Source organism: Streptomyces sp. NPDC060205 (assembly GCF_042728395.1).
In the GTDB taxonomy this organism is placed as follows: Bacteria; Actinomycetota; Actinomycetes; order Streptomycetales; family Streptomycetaceae; genus Streptomyces.
On sequence record NZ_JBHWZP010000213.1, the window covers coordinates 1 to 16413 of the forward strand.

A 16413-nucleotide genomic window follows, 5' to 3' on the forward strand; every position below is an offset into this window, starting at 1 on the left:
TCCCCGAGGGGCGCGGGGAACTGCGCGAGCAACCCCCACCGGACCCGCACGTTCAGGGGCGCGGGGAACGGCGCAGTCTTTTGTCTTTGGTCTTTAGGGGCGCGGGGAACTGCGCAATCTTTTGGCTTTTCGGGGCGCAGCCCCGAGGGGCGCGGGGAACTGCGCGGCCGGCCCCCACCGACCCGCAGACGGATCGCCTCGCCCGGTAGGGTGAACGCATGCGTGATCTTGGGGTCGGATTCAGGTACTTGATGCGCGGCCAGCGCTGGGTCGCCAGGCACGGGAAGCAGTTCGGCTTCGGACTGATCCCCGGCCTCATCACCCTCGTCCTGTACGCCGCAGCCCTGGTCGCCCTGGCCCTGTGGGGCACGGACTTCATCACCTGGGCCACCCCCTTCGCCGACGACTGGTCGAGCCCCTGGCTCGGCCTCTTCCGCGGCTTCCTGACGGCCGTCCTCTTCGCCCTCGCCCTGCTCCTGTCCGTCGTCACCTTCACGGCGGTCACCCTCGTCATCGGCCAGCCCTTCTACGAGAGCCTGTCCGAGACGGTGGACCGGGACGTGTCCCCGGACGGCACGGCCCCCGAGTCCGGCCTCCCGCTCTGGCGCGAACTGGTGATCTCGACCCGCGACAGCCTCCGGATCGTCGCCAGGGCCGTGATCTGGGGCGTACTGCTCTTCGCGCTCGGCTTCGTCCCGTTCGTCGGGCAGACCGTCGTCCCGGTGATCGGGTTCTTCGTCACCGGCTACTTCCTCACCGAGGAACTGACGGCGGTCGCCCTGCAGCGCCGCAACGTCGTGCTCCGCGACCGCCTCACCCTGCTCCGCTCCCGCAGGATGCTGGTCTGGGGCTTCGGCACCCCGCTGGGCCTCGCCTTCCTCGTCCCCTTCGTCGCCGTCTTCCTGATGCCCGGCGCGGTCGCGGGCGCCACCCTGATGGCCCGCGACCTGCTGGGCGAGGAGACCCGCGAGGAGAACGAGGACGAGGACGACCAGGCCCCCGCGGGCTCCCTCACCGACTGACGTCAGTCGGTGACGTCCCGCGTCGCCTCCGCCGCCACGGTCAGGATCGACCGCACCTGGTCGATGATGTCCAGCCGGTTCCGCACGAACTGCGCGTCGGTGACCGTCCCGCTCGCCGGATCCGTGTTGCCCGCCCCGAACTCCAGCACCGGGGTGTGGACATGGCCGCCGGGCAGCGAGCCCGCCAGTCCGAGCCGGTCCCGCAGGAGCGTCGCGCGGTACGCGATCTCGTTGGACAGGTAGTTGCCCCCGCCGCCCGCCCGGGCCGTCGAGCCCGCGGTCGGCCCCTCGGGGCGTACGACGGGATCCGTGCCGCCCGCCGGGATCTCGGTCACCGACGTGTTGTCGTACACGGGGAAGCGTCCCGTGTCCGCCGCGACGATGTCCTTGTACGGCAGGGTCGTCGTCGTCCACTGCGGCTGCGAGGCCGGGTCGCTCACCGGGACGGTCTCGGTGCGGGAGAGGTTCTCGTTGTCCGGGAAGCCGCCCCGCCAGGCCCCGTTGGTGCGCTCGATGTCGATACGGCCCACCCGGCCCTGGCTGACCGTGGTGAACAGGTCGACATGGGGCAGGTGGGCACGCAGGGTCCGCTCCACCGTTCCGTCGGCGAAGTCCTGCCAGCGGACCGGGAAGACGGCCGTCTCGATCCGGGCGGGACCGTCCGCGGTGCTGATCACCGTGCCGTCCAGCGCGAGCGCGGTCGCCCCCGACGGGTTGGAGATCCGCACGTCCCGGTCCAGCGTGAACGGATCGAACCCGGTCACCAGGATCCGCTTGACCTTCTTCGACCCGGACCCGGCCCCGGACAGGGACTTGGCCTCGGCCTTGGTCGCGGACCTGGCCTCGGAGTGCGGGTAGCGGATGGAGTCCTGGCCCCGTGACGTCCGCTCCAGCGCGGCCAGCAGCTTCGCGCGCCGGGCCTCGGTGAGCCCGAACTGCGGCTGCCACTGGCGGACTTCACGCGTCATGCCGAGCCGCGCCCAGTACAGGGGCCGGTCGTCGTCCCTGCTGAGGTCGCCGCCCGCGGGCCCGCGGCCCTGGGCCCGGTCCACCGCCCGCTGCCACAGCCGCGAGCCCTGCCGTTCGACCAGCCGCTCGGCCTGCGCGTACGAGCGGGCCCTGCTCAGCGCCCGCGCGAACTCCGGCGCCACCGTGTCGAATCCGGACCGGGCGAGGATCTCCTGGGGCGCCGCCCGGTCGAGGCGCTGTTCCTCCACGGTGGGCGGGGCCGCGGGGTTCTCCGCGGCGAGGGCGGGCGGTGCGGCGAGTCCGGCCATGAGAGCCAGGCCTAGGGCGCCGATCCGAACACGTATGTGCGTCAAGGTGGTTCAGGTCCTTCCGTCGCGAGGGGGGACGTCGTCGGATGGCGGCAGTATGCGCGACGCACGGGACGCACGCCATAACGCGTGAACCCTGTGACGTGTGTGCCCGGTGACTGCGTGCCCCCGTGGTGCGTGCCCCCGCGAGGATCAGTCCTCGCCCAGCAGCGTGAGGAAGTCCCGGAACGCCGCCGGCATGTCCACGGACTCCGGCGCGAGCAGCCACTGGTACTGCAGCCCGTCCATCACCGCGACGAGCAGCGGAGCCGCCCGCTCCGGAGTGAGCCCGCTCGGCAGCCGCTCCCCGTACTCGGTCCGCAGCACCTGCGCCATGTTCGCGCGTACGGCCTCGTACCGCTGTGTGAAGAACTCGCGTGCCGGATGCCCTTCCGTGACGCTCTCGCCGAGCAGTGCCGAGAACGTCTGTACGATCCCGGGCCGCATCGCGTTGTACTCGACGAGCTGGCCGAGCAGTTCGAGCCGCCACCCGGTGCCGGGGACCGCGTCCCACTGGTCACGCTCCGCCAGGACGGCGACGAGCAGCGCCTCCTTGGTGGGGAAGTGGTGCAGCAGCCCCTGCGGGGTGAGCGCGACCCGCTCGGCGACCGCGGCCAGACTCGCGCCCCGGTAGCCGCGCTCGGCGATCACCTCCAGCGCCGCCCGGAGGATCTCCGCACGCCGCTCCGTGCCCCTGGCCGACCTGGGCGCCCCGCTCGTCATGACGTCACCGTACGACGGACACGCCCTCCGTGCGGCTGCGCGTACATCGTTTGTCACGCGGACATAACAAAACCTACCGATCAACAGGTGACGCGGGCAGGATGGCAGGGACGGATGACGGAACGGAACGCACGCGACACAACGCGACGGACTCAACGAGGAGGCACGGCCATGGCAGGAACGCGGCCCACCGCGGCCGATCAGGCGCGTGAGGCGGTGGTCGAGGCGGCTCTCGCCCGTCTCGACCTGGACACGAAGGCGCGGCTGCTCGCCGGGCAGGACATGTGGTCCCTGCCCGAGCTGCCCGGGATCGGACTGCGGTCACTGGTCATGTCCGACGGCCCGATCGGCGTCAGGGGCGTGCGCTGGACCGCCGACGACCCGTCCATCGCCCTGCCGTCCCCGACCGCGCTCGCCGCCACCTGGGACCCCGCCCTGGCCCGCCGGGCCGGCCGGCTCCTCGCCCAGGAGGCCCGCCGCAAGGGCGTCCACGTCCTCCTCGCCCCCACGGTCAACCTGCACCGCTCCCCGCTCGGCGGCCGGCACTTCGAGGCGTACAGCGAGGACCCGTACCTCACCGGCCGGATCGGCACCGGATACGTGACCGGTGTGCAGGAGGGCGGCGTCGGCACCACCGTCAAGCACTTCGTCGCCAACGACGCCGAGACCGACCGCTTCACCGTGAACAACGTGGTCTCGCCGCGCGCCCTGCGCGAGCTGTACCTGGCCCCCTTCGAGGCCATCGTCGAGAACGCCCACCCCTGGGGCATCATGACCGCCTACAACGCGGTCAACGGCAGCACGATGAGCGAGCACCGCCACCTCGTCGAGGAGGTCCTGCGCGGCGAATGGGGCTTCGACGGCTTCAACGTCTCCGACTGGATGGCCGCCCGCTCCACCGTCGGCGCCATCGAGGGCGGCCTGGACGTCGCGATGCCCGGCCCGGTCACCGTGTACGGCGACAAGCTCGCCGCCGCCGTCCGCTCCGGCGAGACCGACGAGGCCAAGGTCGACGAGGCCGTGCGCAACGTCCTGCGCCTCGCCGCCCGCGTCGGCATCCTGGACGGCGCACAACCGGTCGTCACCGACCTGCCCGGGACCGTGGACGGCGAGTCCCTGGCCCGCGAGATCGCCCGCCGCGCCTTCGTCCTCGTCCGCAACGAAGGCGCTCTTCCCGTCCCCGCCGGGCACTCCGTCGCGCTCCTCGGCGCCGCCGCCCGTGACGCCCGCGTCCTCGGCGGCGGCTCCGCGACCGTCTTCCCCGCCCACGTCGTCTCCCCGCTCGACGGCCTGACCGCCGCCCTCCCCGAGGGCACGCTGACGTACGCGGTCGGCGCCGACCCGAGCCAGGAACTGGCCGCAGCCGACAAGGGGTTCGAGCTGCGCGCGGTCTGCCGCGACACCGGGGGAGAGGTCATCGGCACACGCTCCGCGCCGAGCGGCCACATCCAGTGGATGGGCAACGACCTGCCCGACGGCGTCACCCACGACCGCCTCGACAGCGTCGAACTGACCGGCACCTTCACCCCGCGCGAGAGCGGCCCGCACAGGTTCGGGATCAAGGGGCTCGGCGCCTTCACGCTCACGATCGACGGCACGGAGTACTTCGACGGGGTGCAGAGCACCGACCTGGACGACCCGTTCGTGACGTTCTTCGGCGACCCCGTCGAGCGCGCCACGGTCGACCTGACCGCCGGCCGCGTCTACGACGTGTCCCTGCGCCACACCGTCGTCGTCCCCGACGACGTGCCCATGCGGGTCATCAGCTTCACGCTCGCCCACCAGGAGCCCGCGCGTGACCCCGACGAGCTGATCGCGGAGGCCGTCGAGGCGGCCCGCGCCGCCGACACGGCGATCGTCGTGGTCGCCACCACCGAACGCGTCGAGTCCGAGGGCTTCGACCGCGCGGACCTCCGGCTCCCGGGCCGCCAGGACGACCTGGTCCACGCGGTCGCCGCCGCCAACCCGAACACCGTCGTGGTCGTCAACTCCGGCTCCCCGGTGGAACTGCCGTGGCGCGACGAGGTCGCCGCGGTGCTCCTCGGCTGGTTCCCGGGCCAGGAGGGCGGCGCGGCCCTCGCGGACGTCCTCACCGGCGCCCACGAGCCCGGCGGCCGGCTCCCCACCACCTGGGGCCCGCTGGACTCCGCCCCCGTCACCGAGGTCACCCCCACCGACGGCGAACTCCCGTACACCGAGGACGTGTTCATCGGCTACCGCGCCTGGGAGAAGGAGCACCGCACCCCGACGTACGCCTTCGGTCACGGTCTCGGCTACACCGACTGGACGTACGACGAGATCGACGTGACGGGCACGACGGTCACGGTCCGCGTCACCAACACGGGCACCCGCACCGGCCGTGAGACGGTCCAGCTCTACCTCGCCCCGACGGACCCCACCCCCGACCGCCCGGCCCGCTGGCTGGCGGGCTTCGCGACGGTCGAGGCCGCCCCGGCAGAGTCGGTGCAGATCACTGTCGACCTCCCCGCCCGAGCCTTCGAGACCTGGGACGAGCAGACCAACACCTGGACCCCGGTGAAGGGCACGTACGAGATCGAGGCGTCCCACTCACTCACGGACACCCGCCTGAGGGCGCCGCTCACCTTTTAGCCCACTTTCAGCCCTGGGCCTTTAGGGGCGCGGGGAACTGCGCGACCAGCCCCCACCGGACCCGCACCCGACAACGCGACCCCCATCACCGGGATGGCGTACGGGCCGTAACAACCCCGTACGCCATCTCCGCAAGCCGCGCCTGCCCGTCCACACTCGGATGGAACCAGTCCCAGTGACTCAACTGCGCGGTCCCGAACCGGTACTCGAAAACCGCCCCGCCGTCGAACCGGCACCGCCGATCCTTCGCACACACCTCTTCCAGCACCGTGTTGTACGACTCCACCCGGTCCTGCACCCGGTCCCGCCGCGACGTCGCCGCCGCACTCAGCGAGTCCGCGTCACCGAGCATCGAGGGACAGATCCCCAGCTTCCAGATCTGCTTGCCCATGGGATTGGTCCGCCCCTGCGACCACAGCCGCTTCAGATCGGGCACGCTGGACACGTACACCTGCGTCTTCGGCAGCGCCGACCGCAGGGTGCTCAGCGCGTCCTCGAACTGGGTGCGGAAGTCCGCCACCGTCGTCATCGCGGACACCGACGAACGGCAGGCGTCGTTCGCGCCGGCCATCACCGTGACCAACTGGGGCTTCCGCGCCGCGGCCTGTGCCATCTGACCGGGCAGGTCGGCCATGCGGGAGCCGGTCACCGCGTAGTTCCAGCTGCGCTGCGAGGCCCCGGTCCTGCCCAGGAGCCGTACCGCGAGACTCTTCACCTTCGCGTCGCTGCCGGTCGCCCACGAGACCTCGGGGCAGTCGGTCAGCACCGAGCAGGCGTCGAACCCGCGGGTGATCGAGTCGCCGACGGCGGCCAGCGAGCGCGGGCTGCGGTCCCAGTCCGGGGTGGGTTTCGGTGAGGGCTTTCTGCTCTGTGCGGCGGAGCCCGTCGGCCCGGAGGAGTTTCCGCCCACCGCGTCGCATCCGGTCAGTCCCGCGATGCCGACAAGGGCCGCCACGACGGCCGCGACCAGGCCCCGCGAACGGTGACCACGGTTCCGCATCCCCATTTCCCCTCGCTCGTCGCGCAACGGCAGCTCACCCCCGAGCGTCCTCCCGGGTGAAACCTCCGTGTTTCCGGGCGCCTGGAGCGACGGTACGTCACACTCCTTGCGCCGCCGCACGGTAGCCTCGCCACGTGGCTGCACTGCCACTGAACGATCCGCCAAGCCGCAAAGTGCCCGCTCTGTCCGGAGGTGCCAGTGACGACACGTGGAGTTCTCTACGTGCACTCCGCGCCGCGTGCGCTGTGCCCGCACGTCGAATGGGCGGTCGCGGGCGTGCTCGGTACGCGGGTCAGCCTCGACTGGATCCGGCAGCCCGCCTCGCCCGGCACCTGGAGATCCGAGTTCTCCTGGAAGGGCGAGGTCGGCACGGCCTCCAAGCTCGCCTCGGCGCTGCGCGGCTGGCAGATGCTGCGCTTCGAGGTGACCGCCGAGCCGTGCGCGACCGCCGAGGGCGAGCGCTACAGCTGCACCCCTGATCTGGGCATCTTCCACGCGGTGACCGGGATCCACGGCGACATCCTGATCCCCGAGGACCGTCTGCGCGCCGCCCTGGCCCGCTCCCAGCAGGGCGAGACCCACCTGGAGTCGGAACTCACCCGCCTCCTCGGCAAGCCCTGGGACGACGAACTGGAACCCTTCCGCTACGCAGGAGAGGGCGCCCCGGTCCGCTGGCTCCACCAGGTGGTCTAGCCCCGCAGCAACCGCCTCCGGGGGCGCGGGGAACGGCGCAATCTTTTGTCTTTCAGGGGCGCGGGGAACTGCGCGACCAGCCCCCACCGAACCCGCACCCACCCACCACCCCACAAACGAAAGCTGCCCGGAACCTCAAAGAGGTCCCGGGCAGCTTTCACACACTCAAACCGTGCGGAACGCAAGAACCACGTTGTGCCCACCGAACCCGAACGAGTCGTTCAAGGCCGCGATCCGCCCCTCGACGGGCAACTTCCGGGCCTCCCCACGAACGATGTCCGCGGTGGCCTCCGCCTCAGGGTCGAGGTTCTCGACATTGATGGTCGGCGGCGCGATCCGGTTGTAGAGCGCCAGCACCGTGGCCACCGACTCCACCCCGCCCGCGCCCCCGAGCAGATGCCCGGTCATGGACTTCGTACCGGACACGGCGAAGTGGTCGGCGTCGTCGCCGAAGACCTTCCGCAGTGCCTTCAGCTCGGCCACGTCACCGGCCGGCGTGGAGGTCGCGTGCGCGTTGACGTGCACGATCTCCGCCGGGTTCAGGTCCGTGCTGTCGAGCAGGTGCTGCAGCGCGGCCGCGATACCGCGGCCCTCCGGCTCGGGCTGCACGATGTCGTGGCCGTCGGAGGAGATGCCCTGGCCGACCGCTTCCGCGTAGACGCGGGCCCCGCGCTTGGCGGCGTGCTCGGCGGACTCCAGGACCAGGACGCCGGCGCCCTCGCCGAGGACGAAGCCGTCACGGCCGATGTCGTAGGGACGCGAGGCGCCCTGCGGGTCGTCGTTGTTCTTGGACATCGCCATCATGTTGCCGAACGCGGCGATGGGCAGCGGGTGGATGGCCGCCTCGGTGCCACCGGCGACGACGACGTCGGCGCGGCCGGTGCGGATCATCTCGATGGCGTAGCCGATGGCCTCGGCGCCCGACGCGCAGGCGGAGACCGGGGTGTGCACACCGGCGCGGGCGCCGACGTACAGGCCGACGTTGGCCGAGGGGCCGTTCGGCATGAGCATGGGAACGGTGTGCGGGGAGACGCGGCGTACGCCCTTCTCCTTCAGCACGTCGTACTGGTCGAGCAGGGTCGTGACGCCACCGATGCCGGAGGCGATGACCGCGCCGAGCCGGTCGGGGTCGACGGCCGCACCCTGCTCGGCGGCGTCCGAGGCCTCGGCGCCCGCCTTGTCGGTGAAGCCTGCGTCGGCCCAGGCCTCCTTGGCCGCGATCAGCGCGAACTGCGCCGAGCGGTCGAGGCGGCGGGCCTGCGGGCGGGGGATGACCTCGCCCGGTTCCACGGCGATCTGTGCCGCGATACGGACCGCCTGGTCGGCGGCCCAGTCCTGCTCCAGAGGGCGGACGCCGGAACGTCCGGCGACCAGGCCCTCCCAGGTAGAGGCTGCGTCGCCACCCAGCGGTGTGGTTGCGCCGATACCGGTGACGACCACGGTGCGATTGGTCGGGCTCACGGGAATTCTTTCTCCAACGGATACGAGGATTCAGCGGCGCCACCGCCGGGTGGCGGGGCTAAGCGGGTCCGGTGCTGTCCGGTGTGGTTCGGCAGTGCCCCGAAGGGGCGCGGGGAACTGCGCGACCAGCCACAACGGACCCGCGGGCGAAGCAGTGCACTCTCAGCGGAGTGCTCAGCCCTGGTGCTTGAGGATGTACTCGGTCGCGTCGCCGACCGTCTTGAGGTTCTTGACGTCGTCGTCGGGGATCTTGACGTCGAAGCGCTCTTCGGCGGCGACGACGACCTCGACCATGGACAGCGAGTCGACGTCGAGGTCGTCGGTGAAGGACTTCTCCAGCTGGACGTCCTCGACCGGGATGCCGGCGATCTCGTTCACGATGTCGGCGAGACCGGCGACGATCTCTTCCTGAGTGGCGGCCATGTCAGGCGCTCCTTCTTGTGTATCCAGAGGGTGTGGCGGTACTGCCGCCCGGAAAGTTCCGGACGGTGTGCCTAGGGGAGGGTAACGACCGTCGCGGCGTACACGAGACCCGCCCCGAAGCCGATGACGAGCGCGGTGTCGCCGCTCTTCGCCTCGCCGGTCGCCAGGAGCCGCTCCATAGCGAGCGGGATCGAGGCGGCCGAGGTGTTACCGGTGGTGCGCACGTCACGCGCGACCGTGACGTGTTCCGGCAGCTTGAGAGTCTTCACCATCGAGTCGATGATCCGCTCGTTGGCCTGGTGGGGAATGAAGACGTCCAAGTCGTCCGCAGTGAGTCCGGCGGCCTCCAGCGCCTCCTTGGCGACCTTGGCCATCTCGAACACGGCCCAGCGGAACACCGCCTGGCCTTCCTGCGTGATCGCGGGGAACTTGACCTCGCCCTTGGAGTCCAGGGGCAGCTGGGACACGTCGCCGATCCGGAAACGGTCCCAGGGCACGGTCTGCTTGATCGTGTGGGACTTGTCGCCCTCGGAACCCCAGACCGTGGGGCCGATGTGCGGCTCCTCGGAGGGGCCCACGACGACCGCGCCCGCGCCGTCACCGAACAGGAAGGCCGTCGCGCGGTCCTCCAGATCGGTCAGGTCGGACAGCCGCTCGACGCCGATGACCAGCACGTACTCCGCGGAGCCGTCCACGATCATGCCCTTGGCGAGCGTCAGTCCGTAGCCGAAGCCGGCGCAGCCCGCCGAGATGTCGAAGGCCGCGGCCTTCGCCGTGCCGAGCTTGTCGGCGATCTCGGTGGCGACGGCCGGGGTCTGGCTGAAGTGGGAGACGGTCGAGACGACGACGGCACCGATCTGCTCGGCGCTGATCCCGGCGTCGGCGATGGCCTTGCCGGACGCCTCGATCGACATCGCGGCGACGGTCTCATCGGGGCCCGCCCAGTGCCGGGTCTCGATGCCGGAGCGCGAACGGATCCATTCGTCGGACGAGTCGATGCGTTCGAGGATGACCTCGTTCGGGACGACACGAACCGGGCGGTAGCCGCCCACACCGAGGATCCGCGCGAACGGGGCGCCCTTGCGGGCCTTGATCTTCGACATGCTCAGTGGGCTCCTTACGCGCTCAGGCCGAGGCGTGCTCGGCGATGAGCTCGCGAGCCGCTTCGAGGTCGTCGGGTGTCTTCAGCGCCAGCGTCTTCACGCCGGGCAGCGCGCGCTTGGCGAGACCGGTCAGGGTGCCACCGGGGCACACCTCGACCAGCGCGGTCACGCCGAGTTCCTTGAAGGTCTCCATGCACAGGTCCCAGCGGACCGGGTTGGCGACCTGACCGACCAGCCGGGAGACGACCTCGGCCCCCGTGGAGACGGCCAGGCCGTCCTTGTTCGAGACGTACGTGACCTTCGGGTCGGCCGGCGACAGCTCCGTCGCGGCCTCGGCGAGGACGTCGACCGCCGGGGCCATGTGGCGGGTGTGGAAGGCGCCCGCGACCTTCAGGGCCACCACCCGGCGTACGCCCTCGGGCTTGTCCGCCTCCAGGGCGGCCAGCTCCTCCAGCGTGCCGGCGGCCACGATCTGGCCCGCGCCGTTCACGTTCGCCGGGGTCAGGCCCAGCTTCTCCAGGTGCGGGATCGTCACTTCGGGGTCGCCGCCGAGCAGCGCCGACATACCGGTCCGGGTGACGGCGGCGGCCTCGGCCATCGCCAGACCCCGCTTGCGCACGAGCTTCAGTGCGGCCGTTTCGTCCAGGACACCCGCGAGGACGGCGGCCGTGATCTCGCCGACGCTGTGCCCCGCGACGGCACCGGGTGCCGTGGCACCGAGTGCCGAGGCGGACAGGAGGCCCGCGGCGACCAGCAGCGGCTGGGCGACGGCGGTGTCCCGGATCGCATCCGCGTCGGCCTGCGTTCCGAAGTGGGCAAGGTCGAGCCCGATGGCGTCCGACCACGCGGCGACGCGGTCGGCGGCGCCGGGGAGGTCGAGCCAAGGAGTCAGGAAGCCGGGCGTCTGGGCGCCCTGGCCGGGAGCGACGAGTACGAGCACTCTCACACTCTCTCTTGTGAACGGGCACGGCCGCCCGTGGGGACAGGGACGAAGAACAGGAGGGGGAATTGTAGGTCCCCGACAAAAGCCTAGAGTTGGGGATCTCCATCGGCCAGACGCCCCAGGATCAGCGCGATCCGCAGCGTGAACGCCGAACGTACATCGGACGGCGACCAGCCGGTGACGTCAGTCACACGTCGAAGCCGGTAGCGCACGGTGTTGGGGTGCACGAAGAGCATCCGGGCCGCGCCTTCGAGACTGCTCGCCTGTTCGAGATACACGCTCAGCGTCTCCAGGAGCGCCGACCCGGCCTCCTCAAGCGGTCTGTAGATCTCCTCCACCAGCTGGTCGCGCGCCGCCGGGTCACCGGCGATCGAGCGCTCCGGCAGGAGATCGTCCGCCAGCACCGGCCGGGGGGCGTCCTGCCAGGCGAAACACGCCTTCAGCCCGGCTGCCGCGGCCTGCGCGGACCGGGTCGCGGCCAGCAGGTCGGGGACCACGGGACCGGCCACCACGGCCCCGGCGGCGTACGGCCCGATCAGTGATTTCGCGACGGCCAGCGGATTGTCGCTGCCGCCCGCGATGACGACCAGCCGGTCACCGAGGACGCCGGTGAGCACCTGGAGCTTGGCGTGCCGGGCGGCCCGCCGGATGGCCTCGACGGTCAGCTCGCTGTCGCCGTCGGGTGCCGTGCCCAGCACCACGCACACATGCTCGGGCGAGTTCCAGCCGAGGGCCGCGGCACGGGACACCGCTCCCTCGTCGGCCTCCCCGGACAGGACCGCGTTCACGACCAGCGACTCAAGGCGGGCGTCCCAGGCACCGCGTGCCTCGGCGGCCTGCGCGTACACCTGGGCGGTGGCGAAGGCGATCTCCCGCGCGTACACGAGCAGCGCCTCACGGAGCACGTTCTCGTCGCCCGGAGCCGCGACCTCGTCGATCGCGGACTCCATCACCTCGATCGTCGTCCGCACCATCTCCACGGTCTGGCGCAGGGTGATCGCCCTGGTCAGCTCGCGCGGCGCGGTGCCGAAGACGTCCGTCGAGATCGCCTGGGGAGCGTCCGGATGCCGGAACCACTCGGTGAACGCGGCGATACCGGCCTGTGCGACGAGGCCGATCCACGACCGGTTCTCCGGGGGCATCGCCCGGTACCAGGACAGCGTCTCGTCCATGCGTGCGATGGCCTGGGCGGCGAGACTGCCGGACGACTTCTCCAGCCGCTTCAGGGTCGCGGTGTGCGCGTGGGCGGCGCGCGCGGCGCGTTCGGTGTTGCTGGATTCGGGTTCGGGCACGGAACAAGACTGCCTTATCCGGACGGCCGGATGCGGCGGAGGGTCGCAGGTGGCACGCCCGGCGGGTCTACCGTGGGTCGCGTGATGGACGTACGGCGCGCCGACGAGCGCTACCGCGGAGGCGACCCGGCGGCCGGGATCGAGTCCCTGCACGCCTTCTCCTTCGGCCCGCACTACGACCCGGACAACCTCCGCTTCGGCGCGGTCATCGCCTGCAACGAGGAACGCCTCGCGCCCGGCGCCGGTTTCGACGAGCACCCGCACAGCCACACCGAGATCGTCACGTGGGTCGTCGAGGGCGAGCTGACCCACCGGGACTCCACGGGCCACGAGTCGTTCGTACGCCCCGGGGACGTCCAGCGCCTCAGCTCGGCGGGCGGGGTCCGCCACGTCGAACGCAACGACGGCGAGGTGCCCCTTCGCTTCGTCCAGATGTGGCTGGCTCCCCTGGAGCCGGGCGGCGACCCCGCGTACGAGATCGTCCACGGCATCGCGGACTCCACGCCGTACGCCCTCCCGGAGGCGGGGGCGATGCTCCACGTACGCCGCCTCGCCCCGGACGAGCGGACCGCCGTCCCGGACGCACCCTTCCTGTACGCGCATGTCGTACGCGGAGAAGTGCTGCTGGACGGGGAGGTCCTGCGCCCCGGGGACGCGGCCCGTATCGCGGACGCGAAGGACCTGGAGGCGGTGGCGCGCGGGACGGCGGAGCTGCTGCTGTGGGAGATGAGTTAGCCCTGCGGACGGGTTCGTTCGCCGGCTGCGGGTTCGGTGGGGGCCGGTCGCGCAGTTCCCCGCGCCCCTGAAGGTGCTCCTGCGGGGCGCGGTCTCAGCGTTCGGCCAGCACCGCGTCCGTGAACGCGGGCCAGACCTCCGTCGCCCAGGTGCCGAAGGCGCGGTCCGTCAGGGCCACGCACGCCATGCCCGCGTCCGGGTCGATCCACAGGAACGTGCCGGACTGACCGAAGTGGCCGAAGGTGCGGGGTGAGGACGAACCGCCCGTCCAGTGGGGCGACTTGGAGTCGCGGATCTCGAAGCCGAGGCCCCAGTCGTTGGGGTTCTGGTGGCCGTAGCCCGGCAGGACGCCCTTCGTCCCCGGGTACTGCACGGTCATCGCCTCGGCGACCGTCCGCGGGTCGAGCAGCCGTGGCGCCTGCACCTCGGCGGCGAACCGCACCAGGTCGTCGACGGTCGAGACGCCGTCCTTCGCGGGGGAGCCGTCGAGGGTCGTCGACGTCATCCCGAGCGGTTCGAGCACCGCCTGCTTCACGTACTCGCCGAAGGGAATCTCCGTCGCCTTCGCGAGGTGGTCGCCCAGCTGCTCGAACCCGGCGTTGGAGTACAGCCGCCGCTGTCCGGGCGCAGCCGTCACCCGGTGCTCGTCGAAGGCGAGCCCGCTCGTGTGCGCGAGCAGATGCCGCACGGTGGCCCCCTCGGGCCCGGCCGGCTCGTCCAGCTCGACGGCCCCTTCCTCGTACGCGACGAGCACGGCGTAGGCGGCGAGGGGTTTGGTGACGGAGGCCAGCGCGAAGGGCTGCGCGGTGGGGCCGTGGGCCCCGAGCAGGGTGCCGTCCGCCCGCACGACGGCCGCGGCGGCGGTGGGGACGGGCCACTTCTCGATCAGCGCGAGGCTCTCCATAGACATGCCCAGAGCCTACGGGCCCCGTGCAGGGGCCCCGTCAGGGGCGCGGGGAACTGCGCGACCAGCCCCCACCGGACCCGCAGCTCAGAACCGAAGCCGCATCAAAGGGTCCGCGCTGGCAACGAACCCCATCGACTCGTACAGCGGCGCAGCCTCCGGTGACGCGGTCAGATCGATCTGCCCGACCCCCCGCTGCCGGAACCACACCACCAGCTCCTCCATACAGGCCCGCGCGTACCCCCGGCGCCGCGCACCGGGATCCGTCGCGACGCTGAACACGTAACCGATCCGCCCGTGCGGGTTCCCGGGCCGCCCGATCCGGTACTCCAGGGTCCCCACCACCAGCGCGGCCAGTGCCCCCGCCCGCTCGGGATGGTCGACGACGAAGGCCGCGAAACCCCCGTCGGGATCGGCCAGCCGACCCCGTACGGTGGTCAGGGACTCCGCGTGCCAGCCGGTGGACGTGTCCGCCCCGGACATCGAGTCGATCAACACCTGACGCAGTCGGAGCAATTCCTCGGCGTCCTCGGGCACGGCACGGCGTACAAGGCTCATGATCGGCACGCTAGCCAGCGCGGCGCCCCCGTGTCCTTGGAATTTCATCCGTTTCCGCTTGCTTGGAGTGCACTCCAAGGTTTTAGCGTGGAGGTCATGACGGTGATGGAGACCACGGAGCCCGGGACCGACGTCTGCGTAGCCCCGCCGCAGACGGCGAGGCGCCCCGACGGCCGGGACCAGTACACGATCAGCGAGGTCGTCGCGTTCACCGGCCTGACGGCGCACACGCTCCGCTGGTACGAGCGGATCGGGCTGATGCCGCACATCGACCGTTCGCACACGGGCCAGCGCCGCTACAGCAACCGCGACCTCGACTGGCTCGACCTCGTCGGCAAGCTGCGGCTGACCGGGATGCCGGTCGCCGACATGGTGCGGTACGCGGAGATGGTGCGCGCGGGCGACGACACGTACGCGGACCGCTTCGAGCTGCTGGAAGCGACGCGGCGGGACGTGCGGGCCCGGATCGCCGAGCTGCAGGACACCCTCGCCGTGCTCGACCGGAAGATCAATTTCTATGCGGACGCCGGGCAGGCCCTGGCGTCGGAGAGGTCCCGATGACGGACAGCAGGATCGCGAAGGCACCGCTCGGCACGGGCGGCCCCGAGGTCGGCGTGCAGGGACTCGGCTGCATGGGCATGAGCTTCGCGTACGGTCCGACGGACGCCGAGGAGGCCCGGGCCACGCTGGAGCGCGCGCTGGAGCTGGGCGTCACCCACTACGACACGGCCGACGTCTACGGGCGGGGGGAGAACGAGCGGTTCCTGGCGCCGTTCTTCGCGGCGCACCGCGACGAGGTGGTCATCGCGACGAAGTTCGCCATGACGATCCCGCCGGACGAGCCGACGCGGCGGATCATCCGCAACGACGGCCCGTACATCCGGCAGGCGATCGAGGCGAGCCTGAAGCGGCTGGACGTCGACGTGATCGACCTCTACTACATGCACCGCCGTGATGTGAACGTCCCCATCGAGGAGACCGTCGGCGTGATGGCCGAGCTGGTCCGCGAGGGGAAGGTCAAGCAGCTCGGTCTGAGCGAGGTGACGGGCGGGGAACTGCGGGCCGCGCACGCGGTGCACCCGATCGCGGCCGTGCAGTCGGAGTGGTCGCTGTTCAGCCGGGACATCGAGGCGGGGGTCGTTCCGGCGGCCCGTGAGCTGGGCGTGACCCTGGTCCCGTACTCCCCGCTCGGGCGCGGCTTCCTCACCGGCTCCTTCACGGACGCCGACAAGGAGCTGACCGCGGACGACGTCCGCCGGCAGCAGCCCCGTTTCAACGGGGACAACGCGGCGAAGAACGCGGCCCTGCTCGACTCGATCCGGACGGTCGCCGAGGGGCACGGGGCGTCCGTGGGGCAGATCGCGCTGGCGTGGGTGCACCGGCGGGCTGAGGTGCACGGGCTGCCGGTCGTGCCGATTCCCGGTACGCGTCGGCGTACGCGGGTGGAGGAGAACACGGCGGCTACGCGGATCGCTCTGACCGACGCGGATCTCGGCGTCCTGGACGCCATCGCCGAGCGGGTCGCGGGCACGCGTTACGCCGACATGACGTTCGCGTCGGCGGGCCGGGAGTAGCCGGCCGCGCAGTTCCCCGCGCCCCTGAAGGGCGAAAAGCAGGGGCGCAGCCCCGC

General features: G+C 71.5%; 16 protein-coding genes. 6 read left to right on the top strand and 10 right to left on the bottom strand.

Features of this window, described 5'->3' with window-relative positions:
* Positions 1–218: 218 nt before the first annotated feature.
* A complete protein-coding gene (locus ACFWGJ_RS29935; RefSeq protein WP_387330859.1) occupies positions 219–1022 on the top strand; it encodes an EI24 domain-containing protein in 804 nt (267 codons plus the stop codon).
* Between the two features lie 2 nt (positions 1023–1024).
* Here the strand turns inward: ACFWGJ_RS29935 and ACFWGJ_RS29940 are convergent, their stop codons facing one another.
* Together ACFWGJ_RS29940 and ACFWGJ_RS29945 are read right to left on the bottom strand one after the other, a co-directional pair.
* Positions 1025–2344 (bottom strand): pyroglutamyl peptidase, encoded by a 1320-nt coding sequence (locus ACFWGJ_RS29940; RefSeq protein ID WP_387330862.1) that lies wholly within the window; start codon positions 2342–2344, stop codon positions 1025–1027.
* A 147-nt stretch (positions 2345–2491) separates the two neighbouring features.
* Complete coding sequence (locus tag ACFWGJ_RS29945) at positions 2492–3061, bottom strand: TetR/AcrR family transcriptional regulator (RefSeq protein WP_387330865.1); 570 nt, start codon at positions 3059–3061, stop codon at positions 2492–2494.
* Between the two features lie 171 nt (positions 3062–3232).
* Here ACFWGJ_RS29945 and ACFWGJ_RS29950 point away from each other — a divergent pair, with 171 nt between their 5' ends.
* Complete coding sequence (locus tag ACFWGJ_RS29950; RefSeq protein ID WP_387330868.1) at positions 3233–5671, top strand: glycoside hydrolase family 3 protein; 2439 nt, start codon at positions 3233–3235, stop codon at positions 5669–5671.
* 85 nt (positions 5672–5756) lie between these two features.
* On the opposite strand, the gene ACFWGJ_RS29955 is transcribed toward ACFWGJ_RS29950, so the two are convergent.
* Positions 5757–6671: an SGNH/GDSL hydrolase family protein gene (locus ACFWGJ_RS29955; protein ID WP_387330871.1), complete on the bottom strand. Its 915-nt coding sequence runs from the start codon at positions 6669–6671 to the stop codon at positions 5757–5759.
* A 198-nt stretch (positions 6672–6869) separates the two neighbouring features.
* Between ACFWGJ_RS29955 and ACFWGJ_RS29960 the strand changes: the two genes are divergently transcribed.
* Positions 6870–7364, top strand: coding sequence for a DUF3145 domain-containing protein (locus ACFWGJ_RS29960; RefSeq protein ID WP_107018521.1), 495 nt, complete (start codon positions 6870–6872; stop codon positions 7362–7364).
* Positions 7365–7529: 165 nt separating this feature from the next.
* Here ACFWGJ_RS29960 and ACFWGJ_RS29965 read toward each other — a convergent pair whose 3' ends face one another.
* The 5 genes from ACFWGJ_RS29965 to ACFWGJ_RS29985 all read right to left on the bottom strand — a co-directional run bounded on the left by ACFWGJ_RS29965 (position 7530) and on the right by ACFWGJ_RS29985 (position 12586).
* Positions 7530–8825, bottom strand: coding sequence for a beta-ketoacyl synthase (locus ACFWGJ_RS29965; protein ID WP_210882932.1), 1296 nt, complete (start codon positions 8823–8825; stop codon positions 7530–7532).
* Between the two features lie 174 nt (positions 8826–8999).
* Positions 9000–9248 (bottom strand): acyl carrier protein, encoded by a 249-nt coding sequence (locus ACFWGJ_RS29970; RefSeq protein ID WP_055611752.1) that lies wholly within the window; start codon positions 9246–9248, stop codon positions 9000–9002.
* Between the two features lie 71 nt (positions 9249–9319).
* Positions 9320–10351 carry a ketoacyl-ACP synthase III gene (locus tag ACFWGJ_RS29975; protein WP_387330876.1) on the bottom strand — a complete coding sequence of 344 codons (1032 nt, stop codon included), beginning with the start codon at positions 10349–10351 and terminating at the stop codon, positions 9320–9322.
* Between the two features lie 22 nt (positions 10352–10373).
* A complete protein-coding gene (locus ACFWGJ_RS29980; protein ID WP_387330879.1) occupies positions 10374–11291 on the bottom strand; it encodes an ACP S-malonyltransferase in 918 nt (305 codons plus the stop codon).
* Positions 11292–11380: 89 nt separating this feature from the next.
* Entirely contained in the window at positions 11381–12586 is a 1206-nt protein-coding gene (locus tag ACFWGJ_RS29985; RefSeq protein WP_107018517.1) for a CdaR family transcriptional regulator, read from the bottom strand.
* Positions 12587–12670: 84 nt separating this feature from the next.
* On the opposite strand from ACFWGJ_RS29985, the gene ACFWGJ_RS29990 reads away from it, so the two are divergent.
* Positions 12671–13321, top strand: coding sequence for a pirin family protein (locus tag ACFWGJ_RS29990; protein WP_387330893.1), 651 nt, complete (start codon positions 12671–12673; stop codon positions 13319–13321).
* 94 nt (positions 13322–13415) lie between these two features.
* Here ACFWGJ_RS29990 and ACFWGJ_RS29995 read toward each other — a convergent pair whose 3' ends face one another.
* Together ACFWGJ_RS29995 and ACFWGJ_RS30000 are read right to left on the bottom strand one after the other, a co-directional pair.
* Positions 13416–14231: a serine hydrolase domain-containing protein gene (locus tag ACFWGJ_RS29995; protein WP_387330883.1), complete on the bottom strand. Its 816-nt coding sequence runs from the start codon at positions 14229–14231 to the stop codon at positions 13416–13418.
* Between the two features lie 81 nt (positions 14232–14312).
* Complete coding sequence (locus ACFWGJ_RS30000) at positions 14313–14783, bottom strand: GNAT family N-acetyltransferase (protein WP_387330886.1); 471 nt, start codon at positions 14781–14783, stop codon at positions 14313–14315.
* A gap of 96 nt (positions 14784–14879) precedes the next feature.
* On the opposite strand from ACFWGJ_RS30000, the gene ACFWGJ_RS30005 reads away from it, so the two are divergent.
* Positions 14880–15344, top strand: a complete 465-nt coding sequence (locus tag ACFWGJ_RS30005; protein WP_387330888.1) for a MerR family transcriptional regulator — start codon at positions 14880–14882, stop codon at positions 15342–15344.
* Positions 15341–16357 carry an aldo/keto reductase gene (locus ACFWGJ_RS30010; RefSeq protein WP_387330891.1) on the top strand — a complete coding sequence of 339 codons (1017 nt, stop codon included), beginning with the start codon at positions 15341–15343 and terminating at the stop codon, positions 16355–16357. The genes ACFWGJ_RS30005 and ACFWGJ_RS30010 overlap by 4 nt, the downstream gene beginning before the upstream one ends.
* Positions 16358–16413: the final 56 nt, after the last annotated feature.